This window comes from Streptomyces sp. Q2, from assembly GCF_056820935.1.
Map to the genome: position 1 here is coordinate 1 of NZ_JBXEJE010000079.1, position 17,408 is coordinate 17,408.

General features: G+C 68.2%; 9 protein-coding genes and 1 pseudogene. 8 read left to right on the forward strand and 2 right to left on the reverse strand.

The window, feature by feature from the left end; all coding sequences use genetic code 11:
* Positions 1-715: 715 nt before the first annotated feature.
* The 7 genes from ACWBNA_RS46120 (at position 716) to ACWBNA_RS46150 (ending at position 12,536) form a co-directional block, all read left to right on the forward strand.
* On the forward strand, positions 716-1,723 hold the full coding sequence (locus ACWBNA_RS46120; RefSeq protein ID WP_482710594.1) for a LacI family DNA-binding transcriptional regulator: 1,008 nt from the start codon (positions 716-718) through the stop codon (positions 1,721-1,723).
* Positions 1,724-2,117: 394 nt separating this feature from the next.
* Positions 2,118-3,416 carry an extracellular solute-binding protein gene (locus tag ACWBNA_RS46125; protein WP_482710595.1) on the forward strand — a complete coding sequence of 433 codons (1,299 nt, stop codon included), beginning with the start codon at positions 2,118-2,120 and terminating at the stop codon, positions 3,414-3,416.
* 340 nt (positions 3,417-3,756) lie between these two features.
* Positions 3,757-4,533, forward strand: a complete 777-nt coding sequence (locus ACWBNA_RS46130) for a carbohydrate ABC transporter permease (RefSeq protein WP_482710607.1) — start codon at positions 3,757-3,759, stop codon at positions 4,531-4,533.
* 6 nt (positions 4,534-4,539) lie between these two features.
* A complete protein-coding gene (locus ACWBNA_RS46135) occupies positions 4,540-5,427 on the forward strand; it encodes a carbohydrate ABC transporter permease (RefSeq protein ID WP_482710596.1) in 888 nt (295 codons plus the stop codon).
* 191 nt (positions 5,428-5,618) lie between these two features.
* Positions 5,619-7,916: a glycoside hydrolase family 3 N-terminal domain-containing protein gene (locus ACWBNA_RS46140; RefSeq protein WP_482710608.1), complete on the forward strand. Its 2,298-nt coding sequence runs from the start codon at positions 5,619-5,621 to the stop codon at positions 7,914-7,916.
* Positions 7,917-8,034: 118 nt separating this feature from the next.
* Positions 8,035-9,507, forward strand: a complete 1,473-nt coding sequence (locus ACWBNA_RS46145) for a glycoside hydrolase family 32 protein (protein ID WP_482710597.1) — start codon at positions 8,035-8,037, stop codon at positions 9,505-9,507.
* A gap of 92 nt (positions 9,508-9,599) precedes the next feature.
* Positions 9,600-12,536, forward strand: coding sequence for a discoidin domain-containing protein (locus tag ACWBNA_RS46150; protein WP_482710598.1), 2,937 nt, complete (start codon positions 9,600-9,602; stop codon positions 12,534-12,536).
* A gap of 160 nt (positions 12,537-12,696) precedes the next feature.
* On the opposite strand, the pseudogene ACWBNA_RS46155 reads toward ACWBNA_RS46150, so the two are convergent.
* Together ACWBNA_RS46155 and ACWBNA_RS46160 are read right to left on the reverse strand one after the other, a co-directional pair.
* Positions 12,697-13,274: pseudogene (locus ACWBNA_RS46155) on the reverse strand (transposase); the annotation flags it as partial.
* Between the two features lie 460 nt (positions 13,275-13,734).
* Positions 13,735-15,909, reverse strand: coding sequence for a glycogen debranching N-terminal domain-containing protein (locus ACWBNA_RS46160; RefSeq protein ID WP_482710599.1), 2,175 nt, complete (start codon positions 15,907-15,909; stop codon positions 13,735-13,737).
* Between the two features lie 236 nt (positions 15,910-16,145).
* On the opposite strand from ACWBNA_RS46160, the gene ACWBNA_RS46165 reads away from it, so the two are divergent.
* Positions 16,146-17,147 carry a LacI family DNA-binding transcriptional regulator gene (locus tag ACWBNA_RS46165; RefSeq protein WP_482710600.1) on the forward strand — a complete coding sequence of 334 codons (1,002 nt, stop codon included), beginning with the start codon at positions 16,146-16,148 and terminating at the stop codon, positions 17,145-17,147.
* Positions 17,148-17,408: the final 261 nt, after the last annotated feature.

The window sequence follows — 17,408 nt, forward strand, 5'->3', positions numbered from 1 at the left end:
TCATCCAGTTCTTCTCCGGCGTGAAGTGGAACTGGGGCCGGTAGGTCTCGGAGTACGGCGGGGTGTCGGCAGCGACGGCCTGAGGGGCCGTCGGGGCTGCGGACAGGGCGCAGACGGTCGCCACCGCCGCCATCATCCGTATGCGGGCATGCCGGGATACGCGTGCAGAGCTCATGGTGTCTCCTAGTCCCGCGGCTCGTCGGCGCAGCACTGACTGCGGCCCCGGCGCGGACGGACCGAAAAAGTGACATCCCAGCGGCGTCGACGTCCACGCAGCCGACTGGGGTGTCAGCGACGAATGTCATCGATGACAGCGAGTGCCCGATTATGAAGGGCAATCCGGCCGGTGCGTCAACGGTGCGGGCGCGATTGCTCCGGGACGGGTCTGCGGTCCGTCGGGCATCGTCGGCGGCCGGCAGCCGCGCCAATGAGCTCGGCCATGGCGGGTCGGAGTCGGAAACCGCGCAGGTCAGAGGGGTGGCTTGGGTGGCAACCGGCAGGCTTCCGCGGCATCGTGCGAGACCGAGATCGGCTGCGTTAACGAGTTGTTTCCGGGGTGTTGACCGGTGGGGCCTCTCGGTGCTTCACTTCCGGAACCGGTACCGAAACCGGTTCCGGGACTGCTTCCGGTACCGGTTACACGGGTCTCTGTACGATCGGCCCTTGGGCGCGGGAGGGAAGTCTTCCGCCTCTGCAGGAAGGGAGGGGAGGTGACATGGGAGTCACTATCGCCGACGTGGCCACCCGGGCCGGCGTCAGCAAGACGACGGTCTCGCGGGTGCTGAACGGCAAAGGCGAGATCCACGAGAACACCGTCGTGAAGGTCCGCAAGGCGATCTCGGAGCTCGGCTATGTGCCGAGCGCCGGGGCAGTGGGGCTCGCCCGCGGCACGACACAGATGATCGGCATGCTGGTCCCTGATATGGCCTGGGCCTGGGCCGGCATCGTGCAGGCGGTCGTCGAAACGCTGGAGGCCGAGGGCTTCGGACTGCGCATGCTGACCGTGAACCACGGTGAGGAGTCACTGCGCAGGCTGGGCCTGCAGGTCGCCGCCAAGTCGTTCGACGGCCTGCTGGTGATAGAGCCCGAGGGGGCCCTGGCGGCCATCACGGAACTGCACGAAGCCGGACTGCCGGTGGTGCTGATAGACGACCGCTTCCAGCGGCCGGGATTCCCCTACGTGGCCACCACCAACCGGGAGGGCGGTGAGCAGGCGGCGCGCCACCTGCTGGACCTCGGCCGCCGTCGCCCTCTGGTGGTGACCGGTCCCGACGAGTACGGCTGCACCCGGGAACGGCTGGGCGGCTTCGTCGACGTCTATGCGCAGGCCGGGATCGAGCTCGACCCGCGCAGCATCATCTGCGGCGACTTCCAGTTCGACGACGGCCGGAGCGCGGTGGCGCAAGCTCTCGCGGACGGCGTGGAGTTCGACGCGGTCTTCGGGCACAACGACCCCTCGGCGGCCGGCGTGCTCGCGGCCTTGCACGAGGCCGGCCTCAAGATTCCGCGGGATGTCGCCGTGGTGGGCTTCGATGACGTCGAGTTGGCGTCGTACACCTATCCGGCCTTGACCACCATCCGCCAGCCGATGCGGGAAATGGGTGAGGCAGCGGCGCGTCTGCTGCTCGACCACGTGCGCAGATCGCCCGAGGCCGCCCCCTCGCGCATCATTCCCACCAGCCTCGTGATCCGCGGCTCGACGTTAGAGCCGAGCTCGAACTGACGCGACGTCATCGCGGTGCGTACGTGATGGCGCCTCGCAGCCGGGCGGTGCGTCGCCGGTGACGCACCGCCCCTCGTCTCCTTGAAACCTCGGCGACCCACTTCGGCCTCGCCTTCCTCGCAACCATGGCGGCTGCACACGCGTTCATGCGGCACCGCCCACATGCACCCTTCCGCTCGCGCGTTCCCGATCCGGGACACCGAACGGCGCCTGGCCCACGTCGCCCGGCCCCTACCCACTCCGCGTCGGATGCTCCAGCCGCGCCCTGCGGCTGACCGCCGATGCCGCTGTCACCGCAGACGGTCCCCACCCGTGCGCCGGCCCATCCGGGCGTCCGCCCGCTCTCACCCTTAGCCCCCCGCGCCTGTATCGCCCAACGGCAAGGAGCCGCATCATGCGTATCACCACCCGTCACACTGTCAGAACCGTCCAGACCCTGTGTGTCACCGTCACGGCCGCCCTGGTGGCCACCGGCTGCGGCCGGAGCGAGGATTCCGGCCCCGGCAACGACGCACCCGCCCAGATCGCCGCGGGCAAGGCCAAGGGGACGGTGGTCATGTGGTCCATGGGCGACACCGACGAGGACCTGAAGGACCTGGCGAAGAAGTTCGAGCAGGAGAACCCGGACGCCGACGTCAAGATCACTGCAGTCCCGTGGGACGCCGCCCACGACAAGCTGACCACCGCGATAGCCGGCGGCAACACACCGGACATGTCCGTGGTGGGAACCACCTGGATGGCCGAGATGGCCGCCATGAAGGGCTTCCAGGCCACCCCTACGTCGATCAAGTCCTCGGACTTCTACCCCGGCCAGTGGGACACCACCAAGTACAAGGACACCTCCTACGGCGTCCCGTTCATCGCCGACACCCAAGCGATCTACTACCGGACCGACATCACCACGAAGGCCGGCATCAAGGGCGCTCTGGCCGGCGACCGGGCCGGATACCTGAAGGACCTGGAGGCCATCCAGGCCACCGCCGGCAAGGAGAACCCCAAGCTGCGCCATGCCAGCGGGCTGGTGATGGGCTTCAACTCCTGGATTTTCTGGGTGCCGATGGTCTGGCAGCAGGGCGGTGACATCTACGACGCCAAGACCGGGAAGTTCACCTTCGACTCGCCCGAGGTCGCCAAGGCGCTGGAGTACTACGCGAGCGTCCCGAAGCAGGGCCTGGCGCCGACCGACAGGGCGGACAACGTCCAGGGCTTCCGGGACGGGCTGATCGCCGTTTACCAGGAGGGTGCGTGGGCCGGCGGCAGCTTCCACAAGGACGCCCCGGAACTGGACGGCAAGTGGAAGACCATGCCGGTGCCGTACTCCGAGCAGCCCTCCGGGTTCGCCGGCGGCAGCGACCTGGCGGTGTTCAAGGACGCCAAGAACCCCGACGCTGCATGGAAGTTCGCCCAGTTCCTGACCGAGCCTGCCAACCTCGCGGCCTATTCCAAGGCCACCGGCAGCCTGCCCCCTGCGCCCCAGGCGTGGACGGAGGGCAAGCTGACCGAGGACGAGAACATGAAGGCGTTCGCCGAGCAGCTCAAGGTCAGCAAGGCGCCGCCCGCCATCACGACCTGGCAGCAGATCGCCGACGCTATCGACTCCGAACTGGAGAAGCTGATCCTCGGCAAGGCCAGCGTCGCCGAGGTGCAGAAGACGCTGCAGTCCAAGGCCACCAGCATCGGCACGGGCCGCTGAGCGCCACCGCCATGAGCACCCCTCGTAGGGACGGATGACATCCATGTCCACGAATACGCTCCCCGGGCGGGGCGACACCGGCAAGCAGAACACCGGGGGGCCGGAGCGGAGTGCCGATCGCCGACGCCTCACGTTCCGGAGCCCGGCGCGCGGCAGGCAGGCCCGGGTCGCCTGGCTCCTCGCCGGGCCCTTCCTCGCGCTGTTCGCGGCCTTCATGCTGCTGCCGGTGGTGTGGTCGCTGCTGATGAGTTTGACCGACACTCAGAGCGCCGACCTGCGAACCCCTTTGAACGTGTCGTTCGTCGGCTNCATGCTGCTGCCGGTGGTGTGGTCGCTGCTGATGAGTTTGACCGACACTCAGAGCGCCGACCTGCGAACCCCTTTGAACGTGTCGTTCGTCGGCTTCGACAACTACGTGCGGCTCTTCCAGGACGATCAGTTCTTCACGGCCCTGCGCAACACCGCCGTGTTCGTCCTGGTGGCCCTGCCCCTCACCCTGGCCGCCGGGCTCGCCGCGGCGGTCGCCCTCGATCGGGGCATCCGCCGCTTCCGGGCCGTCTTCCGGGTCGGCTTCTACCTCCCGGTGATCACCAGCATCGTGGCCGTCGCCGTGGTGTGGAAGACGCTCCTCGAACCCCGCGCGGGACTGGTGAACCTCGTCCTGGGCTGGTTCGGGATCGACGGCCCGGCCTGGCTGGCGGACACCCGCTTCGCACTGCCCGTCATGATCCTGATGGCCGTATGGCGCAACCTGGGCACCGTCATGATCATCATGCTGGCCGGGCTGCAGTCCGTGCCCCAGTCCCTGATGGAGGCGGCAGAACTCGACGGCGCCGGGCCCTGGCAGCGGTTCTGGCGCGTCACCTTCCCACTCCTGCGTCCCGCCCTGCTGCTCACCGCCGTCACGACCGGCATCGGCTACCTGCAGTTCTTCGACGAACCGTTCGTGATGACCGGCGGCGGGCCGCTGGACTCCACCCTCTCGGCGACGTTGTACGCCTACAAACAGTTCGGCAACGGCAATTACGAGATGGCGTCGGCCGCCAGCTACGTCATCTTCGTCCTCATCGTGGCGCTGACCGTGCTGCAGTTCCGCGTGCTGCGAGACAAGGACTGACGACCCATGAGCACCCTCTCCACCCTCCCCACGGCACAACCGGGCATGGACCGCGTCCTCAAGCGTCGCCGCATCCGCCAGACCTGGGGCCAGCCCTGGCTGTATCTGCCGCTCGCGGGTGCCCTGCTGCTGATGATCGCGCCGTTCCTGTGGATGCTGTCCGGCTCCTTCAAACCCGAGGCCGACATCCGCAGCGTCCCGCCCGTCCTGCTCCCCACGGCGCCCACGACCGCCAACTACGGTGAGCTGTTCAGCACGCTCGACTTCACGAGCATGTTCGCCAACTCCGTGATCGTGGCCCTCGCCGTCACCGCCGGGAACCTCATCTTCTGCTCGATGCTCGGATACGCCCTGGCCAAGCTGGAGTTCCGCGGACAGCGCGCCGTTTTCCTGCTGGTCATGGGGACGCTCATGATCCCCGGCCTGGTCACCTTCGTTCCCCTGTACGTGCTGGTGTCCAACATGCAGCTGACCGGGTCCATGCTCGGGCTGATCCTGCCGTTCCTGGCGGGCCCCTTCGGGGTGTTCCTGATGCGGCAGTTCATCTCCACCCTGCCCGACGAGCTGATCGACGCCGCCCGCGTCGACGGCTGCCGCGAACTGGCCATCTTCGCGAAGATCATCCTGCCGCTGACCAAGCCGGCCCTCGCCACCCTCGGGATCATCACCTTCCTCGGCTCCTGGAACAACTTCCTGTGGCCCCTGGTCGTGGCCCAGAACGAGAGCCAGTACACCCTCCCCGTCGGCCTCGCCCTGGCCAGCAGCGGACAGTCCTTCACCCGCTTCGGCATCCTGCTCGCCGGCGCCGTGATCGTCCTGCTGCCGGTGATGATCGTCTTCCTCCTCTTCCAGCGCCAGTTCATCGCCGGCATCGCCACCACCGGCCTGAAGTGACACCTCTGCTCCCGCCGCGCCGCCCCCTGCCGCACCGGTTCCGCCCGGGGCGGCGGGGGGCAGGCAGCGCGCGAGCCCCGCCGCGCTAGTCCGAGCTCCACCACGGCAGACGGGCAGCGTCCTTGCGACAAAGGGCTCGAAGTCGCCAACCAACTCTCTGACCTGTGACGACTCATCTCTTGGAGAACAATGTGGGACAGCCGGTCCGCTCTGCGGCGTACCTGGATCCGGAATCATCCGTGGAAGCGAGGATCGAGGATCTGCTGTCACGGATGACCCTGCCGGAGAAGGTCGGGCAGCTGCTGATGCTCGACGCACAACACGGCGACCTGGCCGACATCGTGTCGGCCAAACTCGCCGGATCGGTCCTGCACGTGTCTCCCGAGCTGATGCCGCAGGCCATGGAACTGGCCGGGCGGACACGGCTCGGCATTCCGTTGCTGACAGCCGACGACGGCATCCACGGCCACTCGTTCTGGCCGGGCGCGACCATCTTCCCGACACAGCTGGCCATGGCCTGCACCTGGGACCCCTCCTTGCTCCACCGGGTGGCACGCGCGGCCGCGACCGAGATCGCGGCGACCGGAATCCACGGGACGTTCTCCCCGGTGCTGTGCATCACCCGGGACCTGCGCTGGGGCCGGATCAACGAGACGTTCGGCGAGGACCCGTTCCTGATCGGTGAACTCGGGGCGGCGATGGTGCGCGGCTACCAGGGCGAGGGCCTCAGCGACCCGACCGCCGTGCTGGCGTACGCCAAGCACTTCGCGGGCTACTCCGAAACCATGGGCGGGCGCGACGCGAGCGAAGCCGATCTCAGCCCGCGCAAGCTGCGCTCGTGGTTCCTGCCCCCGTTCGAGCAGGCGGCCCGGGCCGGCTGCCGCGGCTTCATGCTCGGGTACCAGTCGATCGACGGCGTGCCCATCACCGCGAATCAGTGGCTGATCAACGATGTGCTCAAGGGCGAGTGGGGCTTCACCGGGACGCTGGTGACCGACTGGGACAACGTCGGCCGGATGGTCTACGACCAGCGAACCTGCGCCGACCACGTCGAGGCGGCGGCGGTCGCCGTCAACTCCGGGAACGACCTCATCATGGCCACGCCGCAGTTCTTCGAGGGCGCGCAGGAGGCGGTCGCCCGCGGCCAGATCGAGGAGAAACAGATCGATGACGCAGTGCGGCGGGTTCTGCGGCTGAAGTTCGAGCTCGGACTCTTCGAGGACCCCCGCACCCCCGACCCCGAACGGCAGGCGCAGGTGATCGGCTGCCGCACCCACGCCGACCTCAACCTCGAAACAGCCCGTCGTTCCCTGGTGTTGCTGCGCAACGAGGGCATCCTGCCCCTCGAAGGCAGGCTGACCTCGGACGGAACCGGCCGCGCCGGGAGCCAGGGCACCCCGCGGACGATCGCGGTCATCGGCCCCAACGCCGACAGCCCGGAAGCCATGCTCGGCGACTGGGCGGGCGCCACCGGCCAGGTCCCGTGGATGCCCGAAGGCCATCCCCGCGAGACGGTGGAGACGGTGCTCGACGGCCTTCGCGCCGTCGCACCCGCCGACTGGACCGTCACGCACGCCCGCGGAGCCGACATCGCAAGCCCCGCCCATGCCCCCGAGTGGTCCACCGGGCCCGACGGCCAGCCACTGCCGCCCGTTTTCACCCCCGCCCCGGTCGACCAGGCGCAGCTTCGGGAGGCTGTCGCCGCAGCAGAGGCCGCCGACTACGCCGTCGTGGTCGTGGGGGACACCATCGCTCTCACGGGTGAGACGCGCTCGACGGCCACGCTCGACCTTCAAGGAAGCCAGATCGCTCTGCTGGACGCGGTCGCCGCCACCGGCACCCCCGTGATCGTCGTACTGGTCCAGTCGAAGCCGAGCGCTCTCCCGGAGTCGGCACTGAACGCGGCAGCACTCATAGAGGCGTTCAACCCGGGCATGCGCGGTGGCCGCGCGATCGCCGAACTCCTCCTCGGACTCGTCGAACCCAGCGGCCGGCTCCCGGTCTCCTTCGCCCGCCACGTCGGACAGCAACCGGTCTTCTACAACCAGGTGCGAGGCCAGCACGGGGAGCGCTACGCGGACCTCACCCAAGACCCCTTGTTCGCGTTCGGCGAGGGCCTCACCTACACCACCGTCACCTACTCCGACCTTGTCGTGCACGACCCGGACGTCCTCGCCGACGGCACCGTCGACGCCACGGTGCGCCTCACCAACAGCGGCAGCCGTCCGGCCCTGGAAACGGTCCAGGCGTACATCAGCGACCTGACCACCAGCGTCACCTGGGCCGAGCAGGAGCTGAAGGGGTTCACCCAGGTCGACATCCCTGCCGGCGAAAGCCTGGACGTCCACCTCAGCGTCCCTGCCGCGCAGTGCTCACTCGTCACGGCCGACAACCGCCGAGTGGTCGAACCAGGTGAGTTCATGCTCCGCGTCGGCCCCAGCTCACGGCGGGAGCACCAGCTGAGCGCGGGATTCCGCATCCGGACCTGAAGCCCTCAACCGGGCCTGAAGACCCCCCGCCCCGTCGGCCCGCCGCCCCGCCAACCAGAGGGCCGGCGGGGCGGGACCCATCTGACCCGGTCGCTCTGACATACGGAAAGGCACGCGTGTGTCCACCACACCCCGCGATCCGCACCACCCCGTCGCGCACCTGCGCCCGCCCCGCAACTGGATCAACGACCCCAACGGGCTGGTCTTCCACGACGGTTACTACCACGTGTGCTACCAGTACAACCCGTCCGGAGCGACCCACGCGAACATGCACTGGGGCCACTTCCGCAGCCCCGACCTGCTGACCTGGGAGCCGCTGCCGATCGCCCTGTCCCCGAACCCCGATGGCGTGGACGCCGACGGCTGCTTCTCCGGCAACGCCGTCTCCGACGGCGACCGGCTGGTCGCCTTCTACTCCGCGCACCGCGAGGACCGCTCGTTCCAGCACCAGCCGGTCACCTGCGCCATTTCCCACGACGGCGGCAACAGCTTCCGCCCGCGCGGCGAACTACTCATCCCCGAGCTGCCCGAGGGCTGCACCATGTACCGCGACCCGTACGTCTGGCAGGACGGCGACGGCTGGCGGATGCTGGTCGGCGCCGCCCTCACGGACGGCCGCGCCGCCGCCCTTCTCTACGACTCACCCGACCTGGAGAACTGGGCCTACCGGGGGCCCTTCGCCACCCGCCGTCCGGAGCCCATCGGTGGTACCGACCTGTTCACCGGCGAGGGCTGGGAATGCCCCCAGTACCTCCCGGCAGCCGACGGACCCGGCGCGCTCATCGTCAGCACCTGGACCGAACCCACCGGTCCGCAGAGGGTCGCGGCCCTGATCGGCGAAGAGCACGACGGCCACTTCGAGGCCGGCCCAGCGGTAGCCGCCGACTACGGCCCCGACTGCTACGCACCCGCCCTGCTGCGTGCACCGGGCAACCGGTGGCTGCTGTGGGGCTGGTCATGGGAAGCCCGTGACGAAGCCTGGGCCGTCGCGGACGGATGGGCCGGCGTCCTCACCCTGCCCCGCGAGATCCATGTCGACGACGACGGCACGCTGCGCCAGCACCCCGCTACCGAACTGCTCGCCCTGCGCGGCGAACACACCATCCACACCGCAGGCGCGACGCACGGCCCGCAGCCGGTGGACCTCGGCAACGTGGGCCAAGCCTTCGACCTGACGGCCCGTCTGGAGCCGACCGGAAACGCCGGTCTGCGGCTGCTCACCACCCCGGACGGCTCCGAGCACCTCGACATCCGCGTCGATACCGATGCGGGCGAACTGGTCGTCGACCGTGACCACGCCTCACTGGATACTCGGGCCCGCGGCGGCTCCTACCGGATGCCCTGCCCCACTGGTCAGCCGGTCGAGCTGCGCGTGGTCGTCGACCACTCCATCGCCGAAATCTTCCTGACCACCACCGGCCAGGTCCTCACCCTGCGCTTCTACCCCACAGGGCAAGGCCCGTGGCGACTTGAGGCCCGCAGCGCACCGGGTACGCGCCTCGGCTTCGAGGTCGACGCGTGGGAGCTGCACCCGCTCGTGATCAAAGAGCCGAGCACCAGCGCCGCAGAGCCGGCGCCGACATCGCCGTAGAACCGACTCCAACCGGTCGATCCCCCCACCTCGGCAATGTGTCCCACCCCTCTCCCAAGTACTGACCAAGCAGGTCCGAAGGAGGATCTTCCATGAGCTCATACGGTCTCGGGCGACGCCAGTTCCTGGCCACCGCCGTCGGTGTCGCTGCCGCCTGGACCTCGGTTTCCGGGAACGCCAGCGCCGCCCCGCAACGGAAGCAAGCCTCACGTGACAATTCCGTCCGTGTGTGGCTGACGGACGTATCGGCCGACAAGTGGGTCGCCGGCCAGGACGATGTGCTGTTCAAGGCGAAGAGAACGGCCAACCCGCTCACGATCAAGATCGACGACAGAGTCAAGTACCAAAAGGTCCAAGGCTTCGGCGCGGCCATGACCGACTCCTCCGCCTGGCTCATCGACAAGCTGTCCAATGCCGAGCGGACCAAGCTGATGAACAAGCTGTTCGATCCCTCGAAGGGAATCGGCCTCAGCCTGCTCCGCTCCCCGATGGGCGCCACGGATTTCAACGCGTCCGGGAACTACTCCTACAACGACATGCCCCAGGGACAAACGGACCCGACGCTGTCCAACTTCTCCATCCAGCACGATGCGCCGTACATCATTCCGGCCTTGCGGCAGGCCCTCTCACTCAACCCGTCCATCAAGATCATGGCCAACCCGTGGAGCCCGCCAGGCTGGATGAAGACCTCTGACTCCATGATCGGAGGCTCGCTCAAGAGCGAGTACACCTCCGCGCTGGCCAACTACTTCGTCAAGTTCATCCACGCCTATGGCGACGCCGGCGTGCCCATCTCCTACATTTCCCCGCAGAACGAACCCATGGGCACTCCCACCTGGCCCGGGATGTTCCTGTCCGCGTACCAGGAAGCCGATTTGATCCAGGAGATCGGCAAGGCGTTCGAAGCCAACGGAATCTCCACGAAGATCCTGGCTTGGGACCACAACTGGGACGTGCCCTCGTATCCGGAGACGATCTTCAGCGACCCCGCAGCCTCCAAGTACACCGCGGGAACCGGATGGCACATCTACAGCGGCAACCCGAACTACCAGACAGTGGTCCATAACGACTACCCGAGCAAGGAAACGTTCATCACGGAAGCCACCGGTGGCGTTTGGCAGGACAGCGACCAGACGGCGTTCAGCGAAGCACTGGGTTCGTGGATCATCAACGGAACGCGCAACTGGGCGAACGGGGTGATGCTGTGGAACATCGCACTCGACCCCGATCGGGGCCCGCTCAACAGCGACACGGCCGGCATACCCATGCTTCGGGGGTTGCTCACGATCGACCCGGCCGACGGACGGGTGACCTACAACGTGGACTACCACGCCCTCGCTCACGCCAGCAGGTTCGTCAAGCCCGGAGCACGCCGGATCTACTCGAACACCTTCGGCGAAGGAAGCATAGAGAACGTCGCGTTCCAGAACCCGGACGGATCGAAGGTCCTGATCGCCCACAATTCGGGGAGCGCCGCGAAGACATTCAGCGTCGCGGACGGAACACACTCGTTCGACTACACCCTGAACGCCGGCGACGCCGTCACCTTCACGTACTCCGGGCCTGCGCAGAGCGGCCGTACCCCCGCAGCGACCAAGGTCTCGGACCCGACACACGACTTCACGTTCACGTCGGCATCCGGCCCGGTCACCGTCACGTACGACCCGGAACTGCTGCCCTACCAGAACTCCGTCCGTACCGGAAACAAGCTGGTCACGTACTCCCTTCCGATCGGAGCTTCCGTCCAGACGACCGGAAGGGCACTGAGCCGTAGCAAGTGGACCGCCACGGCTTCCGCGCAGCCGGATTGGGGTGTGGCCGCGAACGCGATCGACGGCGACATCAACACCAGGTGGAGTCTTGGGCACGGGACGACGAGCGGCGACTGGTTCCAGATCGATCTGGGGAGCCCCACGAGCTTCAATAGGATCGTCTTCGACACCGGCGTGAACAATTCGTTCGACTACGTCACGAAGTATCAGATCTACGTTTCGAACGACGGTGTCGATTGGGGCAGCGCGATTGCGAGCGGCAGCGGGGGCATCGGGAAGATAGCCGTCACGTTGCCGACCCGTACGGCACAGTACATTCGCCTCGTCAGCACTGCGGCATCCGGTTTCTGGTGGGCCATCGGCGACATCGAGGTGTACGGGTCCTCTCGTGGAACCGGCTCGATCACAGCTCCGACAGCGGTATCGAACGGCCTCCAGCTGAAGAACTGGACCAGTAAGGAGGGGGAGCAGGTCACCGTAGTATTCAACGGGACCACCGACAGCAAGAGTTTCAAGATGTCCACCGACGGCTCGTACACCTATACGCTGCCGGGCGGCACCTCGGCGATGTTCACGACCAAGAAGCTGTCGAGCTTCACATCGCCGACCTTCAGCGCTGTGAAGCCGGAACGAGGCATGCCGCGCTCCAAGTTCACGATCCGCGGTTCTGGCTTCGGTGATGCACAGGGGCTGGGTACGGTGTATTTCGGATCGAGCTATGCCGAAATAGACACCTGGTCGGACACGAGTATCAGCGCCTACGTCCCGAGGGGGCTTCCAGCGGGGAAGGTCACGGTTTCCGTGAAGGGAGCCAGCGGAGCAGACGCTGGTGGATCATCGTTCGACGTCATAGATCTTGGTCCTGCGCTGCCGCGGACGGGTTGGACCGCAAAGGCTTCGGACGCAAGCCAGTGGGATGCGCCCGGAAACATGCTCGACGGTAATTCCGACACCCGGTACAGCTCCGGAACAGGGCAGTACGACGGCCTTTGGATCCAAGTGGACATGGGGCAAACGCAGACCTTCGACAAGATTGTGTTGGATGTCGGCGGCAGTGTCAGCGACTATGCGCGGAGCGCAGACGTATACGTATCCACGGATGGAACCGACTGGACCAAAATTTCTTCCGTAGCGGACGGCCAACGAGTCCACCTGATTTCCTTCCCCACGCAGACAGCTCGCTACATCAAGGTCGTCAACACCGGCAACGTTGCGCGTAGCTGGTGGTCAGTCGCAGAATTCAACGTCTACAACTGACCCCGGCTTTCATGTAGGGCGACCGTTGGCCTTTGCCCCCGGCGCAGAGAGAGGGCCTCTCGTCGGCGGGAACAGGGAGTGCTGATGTCCTTGTCCCCGTGGACGAGGCACTTCCGGGTGCCCGTGGCGGCTTCGAGCCCGCAGCGCGCCGAGTACGCGCATCGGCTACGCGATCGACATCCGCGTTGCCAGACAGCAACAGGCCCACGACGGGTTCGCCGAACCCACCGCGGCCGTGGTCGACGAACCCCATCAGCCGGTCGTGCCCAAAGGTCTTCTTCCAGGTCGCGGCGGCGTACTGCTTCTCGGAGTGCGCCAGGACGAGGACGCCATCCAGGTCCACGATCACATGCCCATCCGCGTCCGGCGCCGCTTCACCGGCCAACCGCCAGACACGTTCGCGCACTTCGGCGCAGGCGATGCGCAGCGCGGCCAGGACCCGCTGCCCGCGCCACCTTGCTGAACACCCGGGAGATCGACGGGCGGAGGCCGCCGGCCCGAACACGGCCGGCTCGGCCCGCAACAGGCCCACATCGGCCAGGCAGTCCAACCGAGCGCGACAGCCGAGGCACGTCCAGCACCATCTCCCTCGGATCGTGCACTGCCCCGACTTGCACCACGGCGCCAGAGCCACCGATATCGTCTGGTCCGGCTTGGGACGTCTCCCGCCTGCGAGACCACAGCCCGGCCACTGCCCTCGACGGGGACACGCGAGGAGGACCCGATCCGCTTCTTCACCTGTGAAGTGCCTCCGGCGGTGGCAGGAACAAGGACCTCGACAATCCGCATACTTGCTGGTCAGAGGTACTTTTCGTTTTGTCTGACCATCCGTCGGACGCCACACTTCTTGAAAGCGCGAGGCTAATCAGTGAACGCGGCTCGGCGACCCGGCACTCGATCACCGCCTGATCCGGCTCAAGGCGTTGCCCGACGGCTTCCAGACCGAGCTCAGGTCACCGTCACGGCCTGATCGCGTTCCGCTGGCAGGACGTATTCGCCAGGTCCAGGTGCACCGCCCTGTGCGCCAGCGGCGCGGGGGTATTGCCCCGAGCCCGCCGAAAGGCGGCTCGTAAGGCGATCGCAGTGCCGCGCCTCGGGCGCAGTTGTCACCCGCCCCGCGTCCGGCAAGCCCTGGGCCTGGAACCCGTCCCACTTCGGCTCTGCGCTGTTGAGCTGTCCGCGGATGTTGTCCGGGGAGTCAGGCCGGCGACTGGGCGTAGTGCTCGACGATGAGCCGAGCCGGGGGTGATACCGATGCGATCCGGTCGTCGGAGCCGATGGTGACGTCGAGCCGTTCTCCGGCGATGGTGAGCCCGGTGACGGTGAGCGCGCCGACGGGAAGCGGGCCTGTGGGGCGGAGGTTCAGGCGGCCTGCGGGTACGTCGGGATCGATGCCGGTGAGTGCGGTCATGAGGGCGATGGCTGATGCCGCGGACCAGGCTTGGGGGCGGCAGGCGGCGGGGTAGGGGACTGGTACGGGGGTGTCTGTGCGGGCGTCGCCGCCCCACAGTTCGGGCAGTCGGTAGTCGAAGGCCGGTGCCGCGGCGAGAATGCCCTCGACGAGTCGGGCGGCGGCCTCGGGGTGGCCGCTGCGGGCGAGGCCGGTGACGGCGATGGCGGTGTCGTGCGGCCAGACGGTGCCGCAATGGTAGCGCAGGGGGCCGTAGCCGCCGGAGCGGGACGACATCGTGCGCAGGCCGTAGGCGTCGGACATGTCGGGGGCGGCGAGCCGTGTGGCGACGGCGGCGGTCTCGTCGGCGCTGAGGATGCCGGTGGCCAGGAGGTGGCCCATGTTGCTCGCGACGGAGTCAACCGGGCGGCCCGAGCCGTCGAGTGCCATGGCCGGGTAGGGGCCCTGCTGGTCGGAGACCCAGAACCGGGCCCGGAAGCGGTCGGCGAGACCGGCCGCGAAGGTCCGCCAGCGGTCGCTGTGGGGCAGCCCGAAGGCGTCGAGCAGTGCCGCTCCGGCGAGGGCCGCCTCGTAGGCGTAGCCCTGCACTTCGGCCAGTGCCAGGGGAGCTTCGGCGAGTCGGCCGTCGGCGAACCGGGCAGCGTCCGCGGAGTCCTTCCAGCCCTGGTTGGCCAGACCGGTGCCGCTGTGGTCGACGTAGGAGAGGAACCCGTCTCCGGCGTGGGCGGCGGCGTCGATCCAGTCGAGCGCCGCGTTGAGCGCGGGCAGCAGCGGTGCGATGTCGGCGGTGGGCAGGCCCCAGCGCCAAGCGTCGTGGAGGAGGCAGATCCACAGGGGGGTCGCGTCGACCGTGCCGTAGTAGACCGGCGGCAGGACAAGGCCTTGGCCGTCGTCGAAGACCCCGCGCCTCACCTCGTGGAGGATCTTGCCTGGTTCTTCTTCCGATGCCGGGTTGGTGCGGGTGCCCTGCTGGGCGGCGAGGGCGCGCAAGGTGCCGAGTGCGAGATCGGTGCCCAGCGGCAGAAGCATCCGTGCGGCCCACAGGCTGTCCCGGCCGAAGAGGGTGAAGAACCAGGGGACGCCCGCGGCGAGGAAGGTGTCACCGGGCGATGAGGCCGTGGCCATGCGCAGCGAGTGGAGGTCGTCCAGGCTCTGTGCGACGAGCGCGCGCAGGCGGTAGTCGTCGGCGGTGACGTCCGGGCGCTGCCAGGTGGGCCGGGGGTCGGCGGCCGTGATGACCGCGTCGGGTTCCGTGATCTCGACAGCCAGGTGCAGGTCGATGCTTTCGCCGGGCTGGACCGTGAGGGTCCAGGTCAGCGTGGAGTGCTCGGTGTCGGGGGTCGCGCCCGGGGCGCTGACGGCGACGGCGACCGTGCCGTCGCCCCAGTTCAACCCGCCGGTTCCGGAGGACACGTCGCCCGTCGGCCGCAGAGGAGACCGGGCTGCCAGGCCCGCCTTCGCGTGCTCCAGTGGCACGAGGTCTCCGGCGATCTCGACCCGGAGGGCGAGATGCACCGGCGTCGTCGCGGTGGAGTGGACGGTCAGCTGTTCGGTGAGCAGGCCGGGGGTGACGGTGCGCCGTCGGTCGATCCGGACCGTCGGATCGGGAACGGCGTCGCCGAGGGCCTGGGCCAGGCCGACGAAACGGCTGCGGCCGGGTCCGTCCGTCGCGGTCATGAGCGCGACGACGGGCAGCCAGTCCTCGCCCTCGCCGCCGGCCCGGGGAGGCGCCTTCCCTGCGTGCTCGCCGGACGGGGCACCGACGCCGGACGGGGCATCTACGGGGCGCAGCGTCACACGCAGCAGACTCACCGCGCGCACATCGGCGTGGAAGAGCCCCTGCACGCCGGCCCCGGGTGTAGCGGCGTCAAGGTTGCCGTCCGGCGCGGACAGCACGACGGTCGGGGCGGCGAGGGTGATCGCGAGGTCGTGCAGGAGCGGCTGCCGCTGGGGTGAAGTCATGGAAGCTCCGTCCGGTGCCCTCGTGTCTCGTGGGCGGTGGGTGAGGGCGATTCGTGACCGCGCCGACTCTTGACAGTCCGGGCGGCGATCGCCACAGTAACCGATCAGAACGCTAAATTTAACGTTCAAATCCAAGTCGGGACGACGTGACGATGCGGCACCGCGACGGCGATACGCTGCGGTGCGGTGAACTTAGTGGAGGCGGCTTCGCGATGGCGCGAGTAACACTCGAGAGCGTGGCGAAGCAGGCCTCCGTGTCGATGCAGACGGTGTCCAACGTCATCAACGCGCCTCATCGGGTGCGGCCGGAGACCCTGGCCCGGGTGCAGGCCGCCATCAAGGAACTCAACTACCGCCCCAACCAGGCTTCCCGGACGCTGCGGACCCGGCGTTCACGGCTGATCGGCGCCCGCATCGAGCCGCCGCGCGACGGCGTCAACGGAGCTGTTCTCGCTCACTTCCTCCAGTCGCTGACCGCCCGTACCCAGGAGGCCGGCTACCGGATCGTGGTGTTCACGGCCACCGACGACGACCACGAGTGCGCCCTGTACGAACAGCTTCTCGACGACCACGACCTCGACGCCTTCGTCCTGCACGCCACCCACGCCGGCGACCGCCGGACGGCATGGCTCACCGAGCGCCGGGTGCCCTTCGTGACCTTCGGCCGGCCCTGGGGAGCTGAACCCGATGCCCCCGAGCCGCACGGCTGGGTCGATGTCGACGGTGCGCAAGGGACCCTTGCCGCCACCCGCCACCTCATCGAGTCCGGCCATCAGCGGATCGCCTTCCTCGGCTGGCCGGAGGGTTTAGAGGTCGGTGACGACCGGCGCGGTGGCTGGTCCGCGCTGATGGCCGTGTCCGGACTCGACGCCCCTGCCGGCTACGACGCGGGCGTTCCCGACGGGCTCGGCACGGGCCGCGAGGCCGCCGCGGCGATGCTCGATCTGCCCACTCCGCCGACCGCGATCGTCTGCGCGAGCGACTCGCTGGCGCTCGGTGCCTGGACCGAGATCACCGCGCGAGGACTGCGGCCCGGGGGCGATGTCGCGGTGATCGGCTTCGACGACTCCCCGACCGCAGGGGTCGTCGGCTTGAGCAGCGTGGCGCAGCCGTACGACGAGGCCGCCGCCGCCTGTCTGCACATGCTCCAGGAACTGCTGGCGGCTCCCAAGAAATCGCACACAGTGCCCACCCCTGTCCTGCTGCCGCCCCGGCTCGTCGTCCGCGCGAGCGGCTGAGCCGCCCCGCAACACCCGCTTTTCACCCTGCCGAACGGCGCCGTAAGCCCGTTCGCCCGGAACCGCCATCCCGCCGACAGCCCCAGTGCGGCGTCGGGCCGCGGTCCCCTTCACCACCGGCTCCTCGGGTCGGCCTGCAACACAAGAGGATTTATCCTGAGAGATCCGCGTAACCGCTGGGCTGTTGGTGCCGTCGCGGTGTTGTCGCTCAGACTGTCGGCCTGTGGTGGCAGCGGGTTCGACGACAGCGGCACCGACAGT